This window comes from Embleya sp. NPDC059213, from assembly GCF_042754445.1.
Taxonomy (GTDB): domain Bacteria; phylum Actinomycetota; class Actinomycetes; order Streptomycetales; family Streptomycetaceae; genus Embleya.
The window spans coordinates 61,287-80,182 of sequence record NZ_JBHZAV010000013.1 but is presented as its reverse complement, the minus strand read 5'-3'; the positions used below and the strand labels follow the sequence as shown (position 1 = coordinate 80,182).

At 71.7% G+C, this 18,896-nt stretch carries 15 protein-coding genes; 7 read left to right on the top strand and 8 right to left on the bottom strand.

What is annotated here, in order from left to right:
- Positions 1–33: 33 nt before the first annotated feature.
- Positions 34–672: a transcriptional regulator gene (locus ACFXMF_RS07935; RefSeq protein ID WP_360319440.1), complete on the bottom strand. Its 639-nt coding sequence runs from the start codon at positions 670–672 to the stop codon at positions 34–36.
- Between the two features lie 203 nt (positions 673–875).
- Here ACFXMF_RS07935 and ACFXMF_RS07930 point away from each other — a divergent pair, with 203 nt between their 5' ends.
- Together ACFXMF_RS07930 and ACFXMF_RS07925 are read left to right on the top strand one after the other, a co-directional pair.
- Positions 876–1,520 carry a Crp/Fnr family transcriptional regulator gene (locus ACFXMF_RS07930; protein WP_360319442.1) on the top strand — a complete coding sequence of 215 codons (645 nt, stop codon included), beginning with the start codon at positions 876–878 and terminating at the stop codon, positions 1,518–1,520.
- Between the two features lie 103 nt (positions 1,521–1,623).
- On the top strand, positions 1,624–2,322 hold the full coding sequence (locus ACFXMF_RS07925) for a hypothetical protein (RefSeq protein ID WP_360319444.1): 699 nt from the start codon (positions 1,624–1,626) through the stop codon (positions 2,320–2,322).
- Between the two features lie 242 nt (positions 2,323–2,564).
- On the opposite strand, the gene ACFXMF_RS07920 is transcribed toward ACFXMF_RS07925, so the two are convergent.
- Both ACFXMF_RS07920 and ACFXMF_RS07915 read right to left on the bottom strand, forming a co-directional pair.
- Positions 2,565–3,236 (bottom strand): fasciclin domain-containing protein, encoded by a 672-nt coding sequence (locus ACFXMF_RS07920; protein ID WP_360319446.1) that lies wholly within the window; start codon positions 3,234–3,236, stop codon positions 2,565–2,567.
- 81 nt (positions 3,237–3,317) lie between these two features.
- On the bottom strand, positions 3,318–4,856 hold the full coding sequence (locus ACFXMF_RS07915) for a molybdopterin-dependent oxidoreductase (RefSeq protein WP_379992145.1): 1,539 nt from the start codon (positions 4,854–4,856) through the stop codon (positions 3,318–3,320).
- A gap of 381 nt (positions 4,857–5,237) precedes the next feature.
- On the opposite strand from ACFXMF_RS07915, the gene ACFXMF_RS07910 reads away from it, so the two are divergent.
- From ACFXMF_RS07910 to ACFXMF_RS07900, 3 genes are all read left to right on the top strand, one after another.
- Complete coding sequence (locus tag ACFXMF_RS07910) at positions 5,238–5,822, top strand: sigma-70 family RNA polymerase sigma factor (protein WP_360319450.1); 585 nt, start codon at positions 5,238–5,240, stop codon at positions 5,820–5,822.
- Positions 5,819–6,571 carry an anti-sigma factor domain-containing protein gene (locus ACFXMF_RS07905; RefSeq protein WP_379992146.1) on the top strand — a complete coding sequence of 251 codons (753 nt, stop codon included), beginning with the start codon at positions 5,819–5,821 and terminating at the stop codon, positions 6,569–6,571. The genes ACFXMF_RS07910 and ACFXMF_RS07905 overlap by 4 nt, the downstream gene beginning before the upstream one ends.
- Before the next feature lie 114 nt (positions 6,572–6,685).
- Positions 6,686–7,216 (top strand): hypothetical protein, encoded by a 531-nt coding sequence (locus ACFXMF_RS07900; RefSeq protein ID WP_360319454.1) that lies wholly within the window; start codon positions 6,686–6,688, stop codon positions 7,214–7,216.
- Positions 7,217–7,544: 328 nt separating this feature from the next.
- Here ACFXMF_RS07900 and recQ read toward each other — a convergent pair whose 3' ends face one another.
- The 3 genes from recQ to ACFXMF_RS07885 all read right to left on the bottom strand — a co-directional run bounded on the left by recQ (position 7,545) and on the right by ACFXMF_RS07885 (position 12,807).
- A complete protein-coding gene (recQ, locus tag ACFXMF_RS07895) occupies positions 7,545–9,671 on the bottom strand; it encodes a DNA helicase RecQ (RefSeq protein ID WP_360319456.1) in 2,127 nt (708 codons plus the stop codon).
- A gap of 220 nt (positions 9,672–9,891) precedes the next feature.
- Entirely contained in the window at positions 9,892–11,406 is a 1,515-nt protein-coding gene (locus ACFXMF_RS07890) for an aldehyde dehydrogenase (NADP(+)) (protein ID WP_379992286.1), read from the bottom strand.
- A 354-nt stretch (positions 11,407–11,760) separates the two neighbouring features.
- The gene (locus ACFXMF_RS07885; RefSeq protein ID WP_360319460.1) at positions 11,761–12,807 is read right to left on the bottom strand and encodes a LacI family DNA-binding transcriptional regulator; all 1,047 of its coding nucleotides are present in this window, start codon (positions 12,805–12,807) and stop codon (positions 11,761–11,763) included.
- Positions 12,808–13,125: 318 nt separating this feature from the next.
- On the opposite strand from ACFXMF_RS07885, the gene ACFXMF_RS07880 reads away from it, so the two are divergent.
- Positions 13,126–14,784, top strand: a complete 1,659-nt coding sequence (locus ACFXMF_RS07880) for an amidohydrolase (RefSeq protein WP_360319462.1) — start codon at positions 13,126–13,128, stop codon at positions 14,782–14,784.
- 506 nt (positions 14,785–15,290) lie between these two features.
- Positions 15,291–16,964 (top strand): SWIM zinc finger domain-containing protein, encoded by a 1,674-nt coding sequence (locus ACFXMF_RS07875; protein ID WP_379988051.1) that lies wholly within the window; start codon positions 15,291–15,293, stop codon positions 16,962–16,964.
- Positions 16,965–17,137: 173 nt separating this feature from the next.
- Here the strand turns inward: ACFXMF_RS07875 and ACFXMF_RS07870 are convergent, their stop codons facing one another.
- The gene (locus ACFXMF_RS07870) at positions 17,138–17,467 is read right to left on the bottom strand and encodes a hypothetical protein (RefSeq protein WP_360319466.1); all 330 of its coding nucleotides are present in this window, start codon (positions 17,465–17,467) and stop codon (positions 17,138–17,140) included.
- Positions 17,464–18,171, bottom strand: a complete 708-nt coding sequence (locus tag ACFXMF_RS07865) for a GntR family transcriptional regulator (protein WP_379988052.1) — start codon at positions 18,169–18,171, stop codon at positions 17,464–17,466. Before ACFXMF_RS07865 ends, ACFXMF_RS07870 begins: the two co-directional genes overlap by 4 nt.
- Positions 18,172–18,896 lie beyond the last annotated feature (725 nt).

Below are 18,896 nucleotides of genomic sequence, written 5' to 3'. Positions count from 1 at the left end.
GCGGAGGAAGAGGAGCGGTACCGAGACCCGCCGTCACGACGTCGGGAGGGCGTCCCAGAAAGCCAGTTCGTAGCTCTGCATCAGTCGGGCCGCGGTCTTGGCGCCCTCCTGGTCGTCGCCCTCGTCCAGGCCGGTCTGCAACAGGGTCAGCGCCGCGTCCTCGAAGCCCGGCGGCAACGACGCGAAGAAGGTGAAGAACGCGACCTGGTCCTCGGTCAACCCGTGGTGGTTCCGCAGCGCCTGCGCGAACCGCTCGCAATACCCGCCCCAGAAACCGAAGTTGGCCAACAGGGCGAGCGCGACCTCGGCGCGCGAGCCGTACTGGGCCAACCAGGCCAGGTGATGCGGGTAGCCCTGCGCCGCGGCGTTCGGGGCGTACCCGAGCAGGTCGGCGGCGCCCATGCCGATCGCCTCCGCGTACGGCATCAACAATTGGAAAGCCTGACTCTCGCCGCCCGCCAGCGCCAGGAACAGCGGTGTCGCCTCCGGGAATCGGGACGCGAGCAGGGCGAACGAACGCCGGTCGCTCAGGATGATCCGGTATTCCTCGCCGGCGATCCGACGCAGCGCGTCGACCTCCACCGGACCGGCCTCGGCCCGGTCCACGAACCGATTCGTCGAGCCTGCGGTCAGGTCCTGTACCACCTGGGTGTAGAGCATTCGCGCGTCCATGCCGCCACCGTTCGTTCGCCTGGTCGATATCGCTTGTCGATGCCGTCACCGGGGCCATGCCGCCGCCCCGGTGCGGGAGTCCTATCTCTCCCCGGGAACCGGGCGATCCACGCCTTCGGGGGTGATCCTCGGGATCCGGGAATGCCTGCCGGATCGGATGTGCGTGGTTAAGCTCTGGCGGCACGGGCGACGGAGGAGCGGGCGTGACCGAGGACGACAGGGCGTTGCCCCCGCAACTTCGGGACGTCCTGCGCGAGTCCGGCCGACGGCTGGGCTACGACCGGGGCGACGCGCTGTTCATGGAGGGCGACCACCCGCGCCATGTGGTGTTGATCGAGCACGGGCAGGTCAAGATCGAGCGGGCCACCTCGGACGGCTCGGCGGTCACCATCGCGGTGCGTGGGCCCGGCGAGTTGGTCGGCGAACTGGCCTGTATCGACGGGCGCGGCCGGTCCGCGACCGTGGTCGCGCTGGGGCCGGTGGTGGCCGTGCTGGTGCCGCTGTCCCGTTTTCGCGAGTTGCTCAACACGAACGCGCCGCTGGTGTACGCGGTGTTGATCCGCACCGTGTCCCGGATCCGCGAGTCGGACCGGTGGCGGGTCGAGTACGGCGCGCTGGCCACCGGGCGTCGGGTGGCCCGGGCGCTGGCCGACCGCACGCTGGGCAGCGCCGAGGGGCCGTGCGTGATCCGAACCACCCAGCAGGAACTCGGCGACGCGATCGGCATTTCGCGGGAATCCGTGGTCCGCGCGCTGCGGGTGCTGCACGAATCGGGGTTGGTGCAGACCCGGCGCGGCAGCATCGTCGTGCCCGATCCGCCGGCTTTGCGCGAATGGGCCGACGGATAACGCGTTGTGTGTCATCTGACGCGTACAACCGGCCGCCGCCGGAGTACTCCTTGAGGGGCAGGGAGCGAGGGCGCACAAGCGCACGGCGCGGTGGGGGGAATCCGTGGGAGCCAAGTCGCGGTACATGTCGATCCTGGTGCTCGACGTCGAGCGATTCGGCCGACGTTCGGACGTGACCCAGGAGTGGGTGCGCGGGCGGCTGTACGAACTGCTGCACTCCGCGCTCGAATCGGCGGGCATCGCCTGGAACGCGTGCGTGGTCGAGGACCGCGGCGACGGGGCGATCCTGCTGATCCCGGCGAACGTGCCCAAGGAGGACCTGACCGATCTGTTCATCGACCGGCTGCACGCCGGGCTGCGCAACCACGATCGGCACGCGAGCGACGAGGCGCGGATCCGGCTGCGGGTGTCCCTGCACGCCGGCGACGTCGTACAGGACACCCGGGGCTGGTCGGGCAGCGCGATCAACACCGCGTGTCGGCTGGTCAACGCCGACCCGCTGCGTGAGGTGCTGGCCGCGGCCGAACGCGCCTGCCTCGCGCTGATCGTCTCCCGGTCCTGGCACGAGGCGGTGGTCGTCCCGGAGCGCGGCGGCCTGGAGAGCTCGGCGTACGGGGAGGTGCACGTGCAGGCCAAGGAGGTCGACGAGACCGCGTGGGTGTACGTGCCCGGCTATCAACGTCCACCCGCCACGGGCACCGACCATGTGGCGACTCCACCTCGGGTGCGGAAGAGGGCTGTCCAGCGCGGGGGGCTGGACAGGGGCTTCAGCTTCGACGGTGAGGTTCGCCAACCTCGGTGACGTGGTGGGTGGGAGGACACACTCGGTGCGCCGGGTCGAACGGGCCGACCGATGGGGGCGGTCTCGACCGGCGCACGGCGGCCGGCGCCGGCGGGCCTGGGAGGGAGAGGTCCGGCGGCGCTCGGCACACCGACGGACGGTCGTGTCCCCACGCGCGGGGACACGACCGTCCGTTGGTTGCGGTCTCGGCTCGGTCCGGTCCGGTCTCGTCCCGGACCTCGACCGGTCTGGCGTGCCGTCGATCAGGAAGTCGGCGGCATCAGCACGGTGTCGACGATGTACACGGTCGCGTTGCCGGTCTGCACGTTGCCGCAGACCACCTTCGAGGCGTCGTTGACGGTGTACGTCCCGCCCGCGCCCTTGGTGGTGAGCTGCTGCTTCTCCAGCGTCTCGAACGAGCCGCCGTCGAGCCCGGTGGGCGTGAGCCGCTGCCCCACCACGTGGTAGGTCAACACCTTGGTGAGCGCGGCCTTGTCGGCCAGCAGCTTGTCCAGGGTCTCCTTCGGGATCTTGGCGAACGCGTCGTTGCTCGGCGCGAACACGGTGATGTTCTGCGCGGTGTTCAGCGTGTCCACCAGACCGGCGGCCTGGACGGCGGTCACCAGCGTGGACAACACCGGATTGTGCGAGGCGGCCGTGGCGACCGGGTCCTGGGCCATGCCGGCGAAGCTGCCCGCACCGGTGGCGGGCACGGCCGAACACGCGCTGCCGAACGGTGCGGAGGCGGTGCTCGTGCTGCCCCCCGCGGGGCCGGGCGTACCGGCGCCGGCGGCCGGCGCGGCCGGCGCGGAGGCCGCGCTCTTCTTGGCCGAGTCGTCCTTGTCGTCGCTGCCACAGGCGGCCAGCGGGATCGCGAGCGCGGCCAGGGCGGCGGCGGTGGCGATGGCGCGGGGGAGACGGATGTCGGTGATCATCAGGGGCTTCCTTCTGTCTTTCGGATGGGATCGTGCGGGGTTGGTCGATGTGGCCGGCCCGAGGGGGGAATCGAGGGTCGATCAGGTGACGGTGACCACCACCGAATGCCGGCCGGTGGCGCCGTCGGGCACCGTGCCGACCCGTTTGTCGGTCTGCACGGCGCCGCCCGCGTCCGTGGCGCGGACCTCGATCCGGTGCGAGCCGGGTGTGCTCGGCGTCCACTCCCACACCCACTGGCGCCAGGTGTCCGTACTGGGCACCTCGGCCAGTCGGGCCGGTTGCCACGGGCCGCCGTCCACGGCGACCTCGACGGCCGACACGCCCCGGTGTTGGGCCCAGGCGATGCCCGCGATCGGCACCGGCGTACCGATCCGAAGGCGCGCGAACGGCTTGGGGGTGTCGATCCGGGACTGGGTCTTGATCGGCGCCTGTTGCGACCACGTGCGCTTGACCCAGTAGGCGTCGTAGTCGGCGAACGTGGTCAGTTCGAGATCCTTGAGCCACTTGCACGCCGACACGTAGCCGTACAGTCCCGGCACCACCATCCGGACGGGATAGCCGTGTTCGAACGGCAGCGGCTCGCCGTTCATGCCGATCGCGAGCAGCGCGTCCCGCCCGTCCATGACCACCTCGACCGGGGTGCCGATGGTCATCCCGTCGGTGGATCGGGAGACGAGCTGGTCGGCGGGACCACCCCGGGACGGCGGCCGCACACCCGCCTCGCGCAGCAGATCGGCCAGGCGCACGCCCAGCCACCGCGCGGTGCCGGTATACGGGCCGCCGACCTCGTTCGACACACAGGTCAGGGTGAGATCGCGCTCGATCAGGGGGCGGCGCAGCAGGTCGTGGTAGGAGAAGGTCAACGGCGTGCGCACGCCCTTGCCGTGGATCCGCAACGACCAGTTCTCGACGTCGACGCGCGGCACCACGAGGGCGGTGTCCACCCGGTAGAAGTCGCTGTTCGACGTGGTGAACGAGGACAGTCCGGCCATCCGCAGATCGACGCCGGCCGGCAGCGGCGGGGCCGGTTCGGCCGGGGCGGGCAGCCTGATCCGGTTGCGGAAGGCGGCGATCGAGGCGCGCCTGCCGTTGCCGATGAGGCGGCCCGCGGTGCCGGCCACCACCGAGCCCGCGGCCACCGTGCCGGCGGCGATCAGGAAGGCCCGACGATCGAATGCACGATCCCGCGCGCGCACCGCGACCACCGGCCTGGTCAGCCACCACAGCGCGGCGGCCCCGGCGACGCCGCCCAGCAGGGACGGCAGGACATCCACGAATCCGGCGCCGGCCCGGTGCCGGGCCGCGAACGCGCCGAGCAGGCCGAACGCGAACACCCCGGCCATCGCGGTGCGCCGCAAACGCAGCGCCAGGCCGCCCAGGCCGAGGGCGATCAGCGCGAGGAGGACCAGGATTCCGGCCTGCAGCATCAACTTGTCGTCGGTGCCGAACTCCCGGACGGCCCAGTCCTTCACCGCCGGGGGAGTGCGGTCGATGACGGCTCCCCCCACGGCGGTGAGAGGCCCCGCCTCGGGCCGGACGAACGCGGCGCCGAGTTCGGCGACGGCCAGTGCCGCGCCGGCGGACAGCAGTCCGCTCAGCGCGCCCGTTCCGGCCCGCATCCATCGGCGGGTGCTGTTTCCCTTCACGGTGAGCCATTCGCGGCCGACGCTGCTCCGGATTGGCCGTTCACCCGAACGGGTTGCCGCGTTGCGATCTCCGGGGAGCGGCTCGGAAATCGTTCGGAAATCGCTCGACGTCCACGGCAATCCGTTCGCCGTTCGGCACCGAACATTGGGTCGGAGTGTCGGCGCCCGCCACGGGTGACCTCCTCGGGATCGGCGCGAGTGGGAGTGGGACATGGACGATCGGTACGGACACCGCCGCCGAGGCGGGCGCGGATGCGGGCGCAGGTGCAGGTGCAGGTATCGGCGCGGGCGCGGGCGCGGGGACGGACGCGGGCCCGGATTCGGGCGCGGCATCGGGATGCGTGGTGAGCGCGGGTGAGGACCGCCGTGCACATCGCCTCGTCCGGGGATCGCGGGCCGTCGCTGGAGGACCGGCTGGTGAGCGTCGCGCAGGGCGACCGGGAGGCGTTCGCGTTCGTCTACGACGCGGTGATCGGCGCGGTGCTCGGCGTCGCGCGTCGGGTGGTCCGTGATCCGGCGCAGTCGGAGGAGGTGGCGCAGGAGGTGTTGCTCGACGTGTGGCGTACCGCCGCCCGCTTTCGCCCGGACCGGGGCAGCGCGATGACCTGGATCCTGACCATGGCCCACCGGCGTGCGGTCGACCGGGTGCGCTCGGCCCAGGCGGCCACCGATCGGGAACACCGCACCGCGATCCGCGAGCACACCACCGAGTACGACGAGGTGACCGAGGAGGTCGAGGCCCGACTCGAACGCGAGCAGGTGCGGCGTTGTCTGCGCACGCTGACCGAGTTGCAGCGTCAGTCGGTGACCCTGGCCTACTACCGGGGCTGTACCCATCGGGAGGTGGCCGGCCTGCTGGACGTGCCGTTGGGCACGATCAAGACCCGCCTGCGGGACGGCCTGATCCGCCTGCGCGACTGCCTGGGAGTGGGCACATGACCCCCGCCGACCTGCACACGATGACGGGGGCGTACGCCGTGCACGCCCTCGACGAGGACGAACGGCGGGAATTCGAACGCCACCTGACGGTGTGTCCGGCCTGCGCGCAGGAGGTTCGCGAGTTTCGCGAGACCGCCGCCCGGCTGGCCTCGGCGGTCGCCGAGACGCCGTCGGCACAACTGCGGCGCCGGGTGCTCGACGGCATCGTGACCGTACGTCAGTTGCCGCCCGAACTGCCCGCCCGGCAGCCGGACGTCGGCGCGGGGCCGGGCCGGACCCGGCGGGTCACGGTGTTCGTGCTCGCCGCGTGCCTGGCCGCGATCGGCGTGCTCGGCGGGGTCGCGATCGACCAGTATCGGGACGCCCGCAGAGCCGAGCACACGGTGGGCGCACAACGCGAGCGTGCCGCCGTGATCGAGGCGGTGATCACCGCGCCGGACGCGGTCCAGGCGTCGGCACCGGTGACCGGCGGCGGTACGGCACGGGTGGTCGTCTCCCGCGCGCTGGATCGCACCGTGCTGTTGACGTCCGGGCTGCCCACCTTGCCGAACGCTCGGGTGTACCAGGGCTGGTACGTCGACCACGGCCGCATGCGTTCGATCGGGACGTTTCGGCCGGGCACCGCGTTGCTGGCGTCGGCGGTCGATCGGGCCTCGGGGGTCGGGGTCACGGTGGAGCCGGCGGGCGGCTCGGCGCAGCCGTCGGGGGACCCGATCGTGCTGCTCGAATTCGCGGGTGGGCGGGCATGAGGGTCCGTCGGGCGGATCCGAACGGCGCGCAGAGGAGCCGACTGCTCACGGTCGGTGGCCGAGGGGGGTGACGGAACTTGATTTGTGCTCGGCTGTGTTCGAGGATTTCGAACCATGGGACCTCTCAAGCCGGATATCGCCGAACTGATCTTTGGATTCGTCACCTTCGTGGTGGTCTTCGCGGTGTTCGCGAAGGTGTTGCTGCCGCGCATCGGCCGCACGATCGCCGAGCGGCACGACGCGCTCGAAGGTGGCTTCGACCGGGCGACCGGCCTCCAGGCGGAGAGTGAGGCGGCGCTGGCCGAGCTGCGGGCGCAGATGACCGAGACCCGCAAGGAAGCCGCGGCGGTTCGGCAGCAGGCGGCCGAGGAGGGTGCCCGGCTGATGGCCGAGGCCCGTGCCGAGGGCCAGCGGATCAAGGAGGAGCTGGTCACCTCCGGCCACGAGCGGCTGGACGCGGACCTCGCCCTGGCGAGCGCGTCGCTGCACGCGGAGCTGGGCCTGATCGCGACGGACCTGGCGGGCAAGGTGCTCGGTGAGCCGGTCGGCACGCTGGTGGCCGACAGCGACGTGATCGAGCGCTTCCTGGCCGAGCTGGACGAGTTGGACGCGGAGCAGGGCGGCGGTTCGGGCGGCAAGGGCTGACCGAGCGTCGGATGGGCCGGCCGGTGGCCGGGCCCGGGGATCGCCTCCCCGGGCCCGGCCACTTTTGCGTTTGGTGGTCCTTCGGGACCGGCGCTCGGCCGGGGCACGGGTGCGGGTCCGTCCGTCGCCGTGCCTGCGGGTGTGCCCGGGCCTGATCGATCGTTGTCGGGGGTGCGGGTACGGAACGGTTCCGTGGGTGTGCCCGGCCCGGTCGGGCGGTTCGGTGGTGCGGGTTCGGGCCGGGGTCCGGGGGTGTGCCCGGCCCGGTCGGTCGGTTCCGTGGTGCGGGTTCGGGCCGGGGTCCGCGGGTGCGCCCCGGCCCGGTCGGTCAGTTTCGGTAGTCCGGGTCCGGTTCGAACTCCGGGTAGTACTCCGGCTCCGGCTCGAAGTCGGGCTCGTAGTCGTTCTGGTAGTCGGGTTGATAGTCCGGCAGGGGTTCGCGGATCAGCTCGGGCACCGGCTCGCGGGTGAGCTCGGCGGCCGGTGCCGAGGCGGCTTGTGCCGAGCCGGGTCGGGCCGAGCCGGCCGTCGAGCCGGGCGCCGGGATGCGGGCCGCTCCCGGCGTGGAGGCGGTGGAGGCGGGCGCCGGGGCGCCGGGGGGCGAGCCGGCCAGCGTGTCCAGGATCGATTGGCCGTACTTGGCCAGCTTGTTCTCGCCGATGCCGCTGATCGCGCCCAGTGCGGCCAGGGTGTCCGGCCCGATGGTGGCGATCTCGCGCAGCGTCGCGTCGTGGAAGATCACGTACGCCGGCACGCCCTGCTCCTTCGCGGTCGCCGCGCGCCACGCGCGCAGCGCCTCGAAGATCGGCGCCGCCGCCGCGGGCAGCTCGATCGGCGCGGCCTTGCCCTTGCCGGACTTGGCCGCCCGGTCGGCCTTCGCCGCACGCGCCGGCCGCTCCGGCTCACGGCGCAGCATCACCTCGCGCCGCCGGCCGAGCACCTCCTCGCTGGCCTCGGTCAGTACCAGCGCGTTGAACGCGGGCTCGACGGCGATCAGCTTCATGGCGAGCAACTGCCGCACCACGCTCATCCATTCGGTCCGACCCAGCTCGGTGCCGATGCCGAAGACCCGGAGCGTGTCGTGGTCGAACTGGATCACCTTGGCGGTCTTGGCACCCAGCAGGATGTCCACGATCTGGCCCGCGCCGAACTTCTGCCCGCGCCGCTCGTGCTTGAGCCGCCACACGGTCGACAACACCTTCTGCGCCGCGATCGTGCCGTCCCAGGAGGCGGGCGGCGACAGGCAGGTGTCGCAGTTGCCGCACGCGGTGCTCTCCTGACCGAAGTAGGCGAGCAGACGCACCCGCCGACACTCGACCGTCTCGCACAGCGCCAACATCGCGTCCAGGTGCGTGCCCAGCCGGCGGCGGTGGGCCTGGTCGCCCTCCGACCCGTCGATCATCTTGCGCTGCTGCACCACGTCCTGGAGGCCGTACGCCAGCCACGCGGTGGACGGCAGCCCGTCGCGCCCGGCGCGGCCGGTCTCCTGGTAGTAGCCCTCGACCGACTTGGGCAGGTCCAGGTGCGCGACGAAGCGCACGTCGGGCTTGTCGATGCCCATGCCGAACGCGATGGTGGCGACCATCACCATGCCGTCCTCGCGCAGGAAGCGGGACTGGTTGGCGGCGCGCACCCGCGAGTCCAGGCCCGCGTGGTACGGCAGCGCGTCGATGCCGTTGTCGACCAGGAACGCGGCGGTCTTCTCCACCGACGCCCGGGACAGGCAGTAGACGATGCCCGCGTCGCCGGCGTGTTCGGAGCGGAGCAGGTCGAGCAACTGCTTCTGCGGCTTGTCCTTGTGCACGATCCGGTACTGGATGTTGGGCCGGTCGAAGCTGGCCACGAAGTGCCGGGCCTGCCGGAGGTTCAGCCGGGAGGCGATCTCGGTGTGGGTGGCCTCGGTCGCCGTCGCGGTGAGTGCGACGCGCGGCACGTCCGGCCAGCGCTCGTGCAACTGGGACAGGGTGAGGTAGTCGGGCCGGAAGTCGTGGCCCCACTGCGCCACGCAGTGTGCCTCGTCGATCGCGAACAGCGAGACGGTGCCCCGGTCGAGGAGCCGCAGGGTCGCGTCGACCTTCAGCCGTTCCGGCGCCAGGTAGAGCAGGTCCAGCTCGCCGGCCAGGAACTCCGACTCGACCATGCGCCGCTCGTCGGGGTTCTGCGTCGAGTTGAGGAACCCGGCGCGCACACCCAGCGCGGTGAGCGCGTCCACCTGGTCCTGCATGAGCGCGATCAGCGGTGAGATCACCACTCCGACGCCTTTTCGCACCAGCGCGGGGATCTGGTAGCACAGCGACTTGCCGCCGCCGGTGGGCATCAGGACGAGCGCGTCGCCGCCCTCGATCACATGGTCGATGATCTCCTGTTGACTCCCGCGAAACGAGTCGTAACCGAAGACGCGATGCAGAACCTGCAGCGCTTCGCTGATCTGGGGACCGTCGTCGAGCGCTGTCATCCGAGCAGTCTAAGAGCAGTCGGCGACACCCGAGGCCGGTCTGTGGACAACGTGGACGGAGGGTGCGGCACGGTTGTGGACAACCGCTGAGGACTCGGCCATAACGCTGCGCCGCGGGGGCTCGCGCTTGGTCGGATGGCCGTCCCGGCCCGTGGCGCGGGCCGCTCGGGCGTCGTGGCACGCCCCGGCGTGCCCGTCCGGGTTCGGTGGCGGGGACCGCTCAGGGTTGGCTGCGTCGTGGCACGCCCAGCGGATTGGCGTCGCGCAGTTCCGCGGGCAGCAGTGCGTCGGGCCAGTCCTGGTAGGCGGTCGGCACCAGCCAGCGCTCCAGCGCGGTGCCGCCGACGGAGGTGTGGCCGGGGGCGGTGGTGGCGGGCCAGGGGCCGCCGTGGTGCATCGCCCAGCACACCGCGACGCCGGTGGGCCAGCCGTTGTGGATCAGCCGACCGGCGCGCGGACGCAGGGCGGCGCCGACCCGGGCGGCGAGCGCGTGGTCGGCCTCGACCGTGTGTACCGAGCCGGTGAGGCTGCCCGGGAGGCGGTCGAGTGCGGCGAGCAGGGCGTCCTCGTCGGCGTAGGTGACCATCAGGCCGGCCGGACCGAAGGTCTCCTCGGTCAGCTCGGCCGCGTGCGCGACGAATTCGGCGAGGTCGACCCGCCACACCACCGGTGCCACCGCCCAGGCCCCCTCGGCGGCGGTGCCTCGGGCCAGCTCGCGTGCGGCGTGCGCCGACACGCCGTCCCGGTACGCGTCGCGGATGCGTTCGGACAACATCGGGCCGCCGGTCGCGGTGCGCGCGTGCGTGGCGACGGCGTCCGGGAGCTTGCTGTCCTCGGGGACGAACAGCAGCCCGGGATTGGTACAGAACTGGCCGGTGCCCAGGGTGAGCGAGCCGAGGTAGCCGGCGGCCAACTCCTCGGCGCGGTCGGCCGCCGCGCCGGGCAGCACCACGACCGGGTTCACGCTGCCCAGTTCGCCGAAGAACGGGATCGGGTCGGGGCGACCGGCCGCGAGGTCGAACAGGGCCCGGCCGCCCGCGAGCGAGCCGGTGAAGCCGACGGCGGCGATCCCGGGGTGGGTGACCAGTGGGCCGCCTGCGGCGCGACCGGCGACCAGGCCGAGCAGATCCGGGGAAGCGCCGGCGTCGGCCAGCGCGGCATGCACGACGCGGGCCACCGTGAGCGACGTGGCCGGGTGCGCCTCGTGGACCTTGACCACCACCGGACACCCGGCCGCCCACGCGGACGCGGTGTCGCCGCCGGCGACGGAGAAGGCGAAGGGGAAGTTGCTCGCGGCGAACACCGCGACCACGCCGATCGGGTGCAACATCCGCCGCACGTCGGGCCGGCCGAGCGCCGGATCGGCCGGGCTGAGCACCGCGCCCACGTGCGCGCCGTCCCGGAGCAGGCCGGCGAACATCCGCAGTTGGCCGGACGTACGGCCGACCTCGCCGCTCAGCCGGGCCTCGCCCAGCGCGGTCTCCGCGTCCGCGACGGCGACCAACTCGGCGCGTGCGGCGTCGAGCGCGTCGGCGACGGCCTCCAGCACCCGGGCCCGCTCGGTACCGGAGCGTGCGGCCCACGCCGGCGCGGCGGCCCGGGCGGCGGCGACCACGCGGTCGACGTCGGCGCCGGTACTGCCCGCCACGGGATCACCGACCGGCGCTCCGGTGCGGGGATCGTGCCCCTGCACGACGGTCGGCTCGGCGGGGGGAGTCGGGGTCGACTCGATCACGGCGATTCCTCCGGGTCGGGGCCCGAGGGGTGGTCGGGCGGGGTGCGGCGGCGGCGTGTGGTGTGGCGCGGCGTGCTGCGGTGTGGCGTGGTCGGTGATCCGAGGCCATCGAATCACGATCCGTCGGGCCGTTCGACAGTTGTCGGGCCGGGGCTGGTGCGGTGCGGAGCAGGCCGAGGACGTCGGCGCCGGTGGTCCGCACCGGATCGCGCCGGCGCGGCTGCTCGAAGGTGCGGCTGGGCTCGGGTGCCCGACGGTGGCGGGGTGCCGCTCGGTGATGGCGGAGGTGCCGCTCGGCCCGGGTGTACGAAGGCACCGGCGCGTACCGCTCGACTCGGCCCCGAGTTCGTCGGGTCAGTCGCCGCGTCGTGAACTGGTGCGGATCTCCAGGTTGGTCGGGACGATCCGGCCGGTGGGGGTGGGGTCGCCGGACTCCAGCGCGCGGATCAGCAACTCGACGCCCACGGTCGCGATTTCGGCCGGGTTCAGGCTCAGGGTGGTGATCGGCGGGTCGGTCTGCGCGGCCGTCGCGTCGTCGCTGACGCAGACGATCAGCAGGTCCTCCGGGACCCTCAGGCCGTGTGCGCGCACGGTCTCCAGGATCAGCGGCGGGCTCGCCTCGGTGAGTACGAAGAGCCCGTCCGGGCGCTCGGGTTGCCCCAGCATGTGGTCGATCACGGCGCGGGCGGCCTGGTTGCCGGGACGCTCGGTCATCCCCACGAGCGGTGCGAACTCCCGTTCCCGACACCAGGTGTGATAGGTCGTCACGCTTTCCTCGTAGAACAGCGAGCTGGAGTGCGCGGCCACCACGCCGATCCGCCGCGCGCCGCCCGCGGCCAGGTGGTCGAGCACACCGCGTACGGCGGCTTCGTGGTCGATGTCCACCCAGTGCCCGCCGGTCATGCCCTCCAGCCGCCGGTCGGAGACGACCGGGATGCGGGCGGCCAGGAAGTCCTCGACCAACGGGTCCTCCGCGAGCGGGTCGGCAACCACCGCCGCGTCCAGCGGCAGGTCCGCCCACTCGTCCCGGGCCGAGTGGGTGGGCAACAGGACCAGCGCGTACCCGTGGGCGAGCGCGGCCTGGGCGGTGGCGCTGGTGAGTTGGGCGAAGTAGGGCGACTCGATGTACGACCACGGCGTCTCCACGTACTCGCGCACCGCGTACCCGATCAGCCGGGCGTGCCCCGCCCGCAGCAGCCGTGCGGTCGCGTTCGGCCGGTAGCCGAGTCGGCGCGCGGTCTCCTGGGCATGCAGCCGGACCGCGTCGGACAGCCGGCCGGTGCCGTTCAGGGCGGCCGAGACGGTGGTCTTGGACAGCCCCGCCTCTCGGGCCACGTCGACGAGTCGGACCCGAGGCACGGGCGCGGGCCGCCGGCCGCCACTGCGGGGTGAGGTGGTCATGTCACGACATGCTGCCGGCTGGCAAGCCCCGAGTCACGCGCGATGTGCGGAGCCAGGACCTTCGGAAAACCGTTCCCGCACGCGCTTGTGCGGGAACGTTCCCGCGTCGATACTCCAGACAGCTTGGGCGCAGGGTCCGGGGTTTGCCGCCCGGGGTCGGGCGCCTCCTGCCCGCTGCCCGGGGTCGGGCGCTCGCTGCCCCGCTGCCGGTCGTCCCGGGTCGGGTGCTCCGCCCCCCGCCCCGAGCGTCGCGGGTTCGCCCGTCGTTTCCCTTTCGTCCCGCCGTCCGCACCGCCGTCGTCTGCGCAAGGAGCCCCCATGCCCACCCCTGCCGATGTCGTATTCCGAGGTGGACCGGTCCACACGATCGACGCCGCTCGTCGTCGGGCCACGGCGGTGGCCGTGCGCGACGGGCGGATCGTGGTCGTCGGCCACGACCCGGACGTGCGCGACCTGATCGGCCCCCGCACCGACGTGATCGACCTGGCCGGACGGGCGTTGTTGCCCGGCTTCCAGGACTCGCACGTGCACCCCGCCCTCGCGGGCACCACGCTGATCCGCTGCGACCTCTCCGACGCGCGGGACGCCGAGGCGACCTTCGCGCTGATTCGCGCGTACGCCGCGGACCGGCCCGACGAGGCGTGGATCAGCGGCGGTGGCTGGAACATGGACGCGTTCGCGGGCGGTACGCCCAGCCGGCAACAACTCGACGCGATCGTGCCGGACCGCCCGGCGTTCCTGATCAACGCGGACGGCCACGGCGCCTGGGTCAACACGCGTGCGCTCGAACTCGCCGGCATCACCCGGGACACCCCCGACCCGGCCGACGGGCGGATCGAACGCGAGGCCGACGGCACCCCGCAGGGCACCCTGCACGAGGGCGCCGCCGCCCTGGTCGGCGACCTGGTACCGGGCCTGGACGCGGCGGACGGCCTGCGCGCGCTGCTCGCCGGCCAGGCACGCATGCACTCGGTCGGCGTGACGTCCTGGCAGGACGCGATGGTCGGCTCGGCCCACATGGGCCTGGACCCGCTGGACAGCTACCTCACGGCGGCCCGTTCGGGGCAACTGACGGCCCGGGTCGTGGGCGCGCTGTGGTGGGAACGTGGGCAAGGCGCGGAGCAGTTGGAGCGCCTGCTCGACCTGCGCGCGTCCTCGTCGGTCGGGCGCTTCACGGCGACCAGCGTCAAGATCATGCAGGACGGCGTCGCGGAGAACTTCACCGCAGCCCTGAACGAGCCCTACTTCGACGGCTGCGGCTGCCACACCGGCAACAGCGGCCTGAGCTTCGTCGACCCGGTCGCGCTGCGCGAGCACGTCACGCTGCTGGACGCGCACGGCTTCCAGGTACACGTGCACGCGGTCGGCGACCGGGCGGCCCGCGAGGCACTGAACGGCTTCGCCCAAGCCCTCGCGGCCAACGGCCGCAGCGACCACCGGCACCACATCGCGCACCTCCAGGTGGTCCACCCCGACGACATCCCGCGCTTCGCCGCGCTGGGCGTGACCGCCAACCTGCAACCCCTGTGGGCCGCCCACGAGGCCCAGATGGACGAACTCACCATCCCGTTCCTGGGCGACGAACGCGCGGCCTGGCAATACCCGTTCGGCGACCTGCTCCGCTCCGGCGCCACGCTCGCGGCGGGCAGCGACTGGCCGGTCAGCGCCCCCGACCCGATGTGGGGCATCCACACGGCGGTCAACCGCGTCCTGCCCTCCTTCGCGGATCCCTCCGACACCGTCTTCCTCCCCGAGCAGCGCCTCGACCTCACGGCGGCCCTGGCCGCCTACACGGTGGGCACGGCGTACGTGAACCACCGCGACCACGACACGGGCACGATCGAAGTCGGCAAGCTCGCCGACCTGGTAGTCCTCGATCGCGACCCGTACGCGGGGCCGGCGGCGGAGATCGCCAACGCGGAAGTCCTGGGCACCTATGTGGAAGGCACAGCCGTATACACGGCGAAGGCCCTGTAGGACACCCCCCCCACTGGACACACCACCCCCCGAACCGTGGGGTGGGCGCCGCCCACGGAGAAGCCGACGCCCACCCCACGCCCGAGCGGTCATCGTCGCCGGCCGGCGACGAGACGTCCGGACCGCCGGCGCGGCCCCGCCGTCGCCTCGAAGCCAAGGACTGCCCGACCCGAGAGACCGCCTCCTCCGACAACGGGGCCGAACTCCACCGCATCCGCGAACCCGGCACGGCATGGGCGAAATCGGCGCTGCGAGTCATGCGCGAGCCGGGCCGGTCGGCGCGACTTTCTTGGCCGAAGTCTCGGAGCACGCAAGCCTCTTGAACTCCTGCGTCACCTCGCCGGTACGTCCGGGAAATGCTCCGGTACGTCGGGGAAGCGCTCCGGTACGCCCGGGGAGTGCTCGGTACGTCCGAGAAGTGCTCGGTACGTCCGAGAAGTGCTCCGGTAATCCCTCCAGTCGGCGAACAGCACATCCGGCATCGGGACGTACGGTTTGATGAAGCCATGTCGGTACCACGCCTCCCATTCACCGAACAGGACCTCCTCGACGCGGCCGGCGCCAAGTCGTACGGGCGCGGTGAGGGCTACCTCGGTGCGGTCGCGAATCTGATCGAAGAGGATCCGGGTTACGTTTCCGCCGTCGTGTACGGAAACGACACCTACGCGGTCGCCCTCGAATACGGGGCGGACGGTCTCATCGGCGACTGCGATTGCCCATACGGCGAGCAGGGCCACTTCTGCAAGCACTGCGTCGCCGTCGGCCTCGTCTTCCTTCGGTCCGTCGCGGCCCGCCCGGTAGGGGAGGCCCAGGCCGCCCCGTTCGACCTCCGCGCCTACCTGGCCTCACTCGATCCCCACGAACTCGTCGACCTCCTCGACGAGGCGGCCCGCAACGATCCCGACCTGCGCCGCCGGCTCACCCTGCGCGCGGCGCGCACCGACGGCGGGGCCGGCCCGGACATCACCTCGATTCGCGAGCACCTGGGCCGCGCGCTCCGCACCTACGGCTACCTGGACCGGCACGGCGCGTACGCCTACGCCGAGGCGGTCGCCGACATCGCCGAGACGCTGCGGGAGCTGTACGAGGGCGGCCACCACGTCGCCGTCATGGACCTCTCCGGCCGTGCCCTGGCCCTGATCGGCGGGGCACTCGGCGAGATCGACGACTCCGACGGCGGCATCACGGTGGAAGGCGAGGCCCTGGCGGAATTGCACGCCGCAGCGTGCGCCGCCACCTCGCCCGACCCCGCCGAACTCGCCGACTGGCTGCTCGCCTTCCAACTCGCGAACCACGATTGGCCGGAACTGGCGATCCGGGACTACGCCGAGTCGCTGGGGGACACCGGAATCACGCACTACGCCGCTCGGCTGCGCGCCGTACAGGAGGGCGACTCCACCCACGACGCGGACCGATGGTTGATCCAACATCTCCGGGAAGATCTGGCCGAAGTACGAAACGACACGGACGCGCAGGTCGAGGCAATCGCCGACAACCTCACCCACGGATACGCCTACCTCCGCATAGCCGAGGTCCTCACCGCCGCCGACCGCAACGACGAAGCCCTCACCTGGGCCGAACGCGGCTTCGCCGAACACCCGGACGAATCCCGCCTCGCCGACTACCTGACGCAGCGATACAGCGCCGAGGGCCGGGAGGCGGACACCCTGAAGATCCGCCGGCAGCAATTCCGCCACCGGCCAAGCGTCGCGCTCCACCACCAAGTCCTGGAAGCCGCCCGGGCGATCGGCGAACTCGACCACTACCGCGCCGAGACCCTGCGCATACTGCGCGACGCAGCCGCCGAGCGGCCCACCGGCACCTGGGCAGCCCGAGTCCTGATCGACGTCCTGCTCGCCGAACAGGAATACGACCAGGCCTGGACCGCGGCCGAAACCTTCGGCGCCAACCTCGACCAATGGCTGAACCTTGCCGAAGCCTGCCGAACCACCCGCCCCGCCGAAGCCATGCACATCTACCTACGCGAAGCCGCAGTCCTCATCAAGGCAACAGGCAACCACGCCTACGCCCGAGCCGCCGACCTGCTCGTACGCGCCCGAGACATATCCCGAACCGCCGACCGAGAGCCCGAGTGGCAAGAGCACTTCACCACCCTGCGCACCGAACACCACCGCAAACGAAACCTGACCGCCGAACTCACCCGCCGCGGCCTCATCTGAGTGCCAAAGCCTCATGGAGTGCCCTCGCAGTGCGGGCCCGGGAACCGGCGCGTGACGATCGTCCGGCGCCGGCCCGACCAAAGCTCGGCCGGTTTCTTCTCTTGTTCTCCGGCCGAAACAAAGACCTCGCGCCCGGTGGCCCGAGCGGGGGTTCTCGCACGTTCGAAAGCGTTTCAGGCCGGTGCCCGGAGTTGGGCCTTGAGCTGCGGTCGGTAGAGGATCTCGATGTAGACCACGGACCCGTGGACCACGTCGAGGTTGATCATGGCGTGGTCGTCCTCGCCGAGCAGGCAGACCATGCGATGACCGGGACCGTAGAAGATTTCCCGATCCGGCACCGTCCTGAAGCCTTGGCAGAAGTCGTCCCCGCAGTCGCACCAGTCGTGGAACTCCACTCCGTGGAGATCGTCGGCCAGCGAATGCTCGGCCGCCACATGCAGCAGCCTGAGCAATTCGCTGTGAAGCTCCGGGAGGGCCTCCGCGAGCGGCCGCGCCTCGCTCATGAAGAGCGGCCGAATCCGCAGGAAATCTCCAGATCGTCACCGGAGATCCCGAACTCCGCCAGGACGAGCGGCTGTTCGTGCTGGTCCGAGGTCAGTCGCAGCACGTGGACGAGCGGTGCCCCGTCCGCCAGGTGAAGCGAAGTGGCCTCGTCGGGGAGCGGCATGCGGCTGCGGACGTTCTCGCTCCAGTGCGGGCCGTGGCCGAGCCGCGGGGCGGTACCGGAGTAGGGCGTGTTCTCCGGGACCGAGAAAGGGACGTACGTCCGGCGGACCCGGCACAGCCGGCCGTGCTCGGCGGTCTGCCACTCGTCGTCGGTGAACATCGGCTCGCCCGGCGGCACGGGCAACACGTCGACCAACGCCAAGCGCGCGCCGGTGCGGGTCGCGGTCGGCTCGTCCCGGGTGGTCCGGCGGATGGCGTCGGCTTCGACGTACCGCCCGCCCCGGTCCCGGCGAACCCCACGTGGCCGCGTCGTGTTCGGCCTGGCGTGCGGAGAGCGCACGAACATCCCGCGACCCATCAACACCTCGACCAACCCGGCCACACGAAGCTCGGTGATGCCCTGCCGGACCGTCGGGCGGGACACCCCGAACTCCTTCGCCAACTCCTCCTCGCTCGGCAGCCGTTGTCCCGCCGGGGGCGTGCCATCCATGATCCGGTCACGCAGAAAGTCCGTGATCTCGTGGTAGCGAGCGGGCTCCATGGCTTCCCTCCGGTCCTGCTGCGGGGAGCGCGATTCATTCCCCTTCCGGGCGGCATCCCGCACGGCATGACGCTGGACGTGACGGATTCCCTCACCACCGCCCTCCGACGCTCGTGCCCGACGCCTAGGGGCGGCCCGACGTCAAAACGCTCCGGTCCATCCTGTCGCCCCCGATATGTCGTGAGATCGACCGGCCCCGTGAGATCGCCAAGGCGGTCGCGTGGGTCGAGAAAGCGCCGCCGCCCATTGCGCTCACCGAGAAGCAGGTCACGTCACCCTTGCCAGCTCGGCCGTACAACCTTCGGCACACCTGCACCTCGCTCCGACTGAACGCGAGAGCGCCTGCAACCGAAGTCGCGGAACGGCTCGGCCACTCCGCGGACGTGCTCCTGAAGCTCTACGCCAAGTGCATCGACGAACAGCGCGACCCGATCAACAAGCGCATCTCGGACGGCCTCGACGACGACGCCTGACCAGACGACGGACCAGCCGTCAGGTGCCAGGAAGCCCCAGAGTGATCCGGAGCCTTCGTCGTGTCCGGCACTCGCCGCAGACACGCCGGAAACTCACTCTGACCTGCGGAAAAAGCCTCAAGACCATCGCACGCATGTTGCACGACGGCCGTCCAACGCCTGCTTTCGCCTCCGCGAAGCGACACACATCGTGACGGCGGAAAAGAGGCCGGAAACAAAAACAGCAGCTCACGTGGCTTCGTGGCTGCTGAT

Bases quoted from the DNA above. Each gene is read 5' to 3' on its own strand.
- ACFXMF_RS07870 (WP_360319466.1), bottom strand. From the start codon at position 17,467: ATGAGCGAGGCGCGGCCGCTCGCGGAGGCCCTCCCGGAGCTTCACAGC.
- ACFXMF_RS07900 (WP_360319454.1), top strand. From the start codon at position 6,686: ATGGGACCTCTCAAGCCGGATATCGCCGAACTGATCTTTGGATTCGTC.
- recQ (WP_360319456.1), bottom strand. From the start codon at position 9,671: ATGACAGCGCTCGACGACGGTCCCCAGATCAGCGAAGCGCTGCAGGTT.
- ACFXMF_RS07935 (WP_360319440.1), bottom strand. From the start codon at position 672: ATGGACGCGCGAATGCTCTACACCCAGGTGGTACAGGACCTGACCGCA.
- ACFXMF_RS07885 (WP_360319460.1), bottom strand. From the start codon at position 12,807: ATGACCACCTCACCCCGCAGTGGCGGCCGGCGGCCCGCGCCCGTGCCT.
- ACFXMF_RS07865 (WP_379988052.1), bottom strand. From the start codon at position 18,171: ATGGAGCCCGCTCGCTACCACGAGATCACGGACTTTCTGCGTGACCGG.
- ACFXMF_RS07905 (WP_379992146.1), top strand. From the start codon at position 5,819: ATGACCCCCGCCGACCTGCACACGATGACGGGGGCGTACGCCGTGCAC.
- ACFXMF_RS07875 (WP_379988051.1), top strand. From the start codon at position 15,291: ATGTCGGTACCACGCCTCCCATTCACCGAACAGGACCTCCTCGACGCG.
- ACFXMF_RS07915 (WP_379992145.1), bottom strand. From the start codon at position 4,856: ATGCGGGCCGGAACGGGCGCGCTGAGCGGACTGCTGTCCGCCGGCGCG.
- ACFXMF_RS07920 (WP_360319446.1), bottom strand. From the start codon at position 3,236: ATGATCACCGACATCCGTCTCCCCCGCGCCATCGCCACCGCCGCCGCC.
- ACFXMF_RS07880 (WP_360319462.1), top strand. From the start codon at position 13,126: ATGCCCACCCCTGCCGATGTCGTATTCCGAGGTGGACCGGTCCACACG.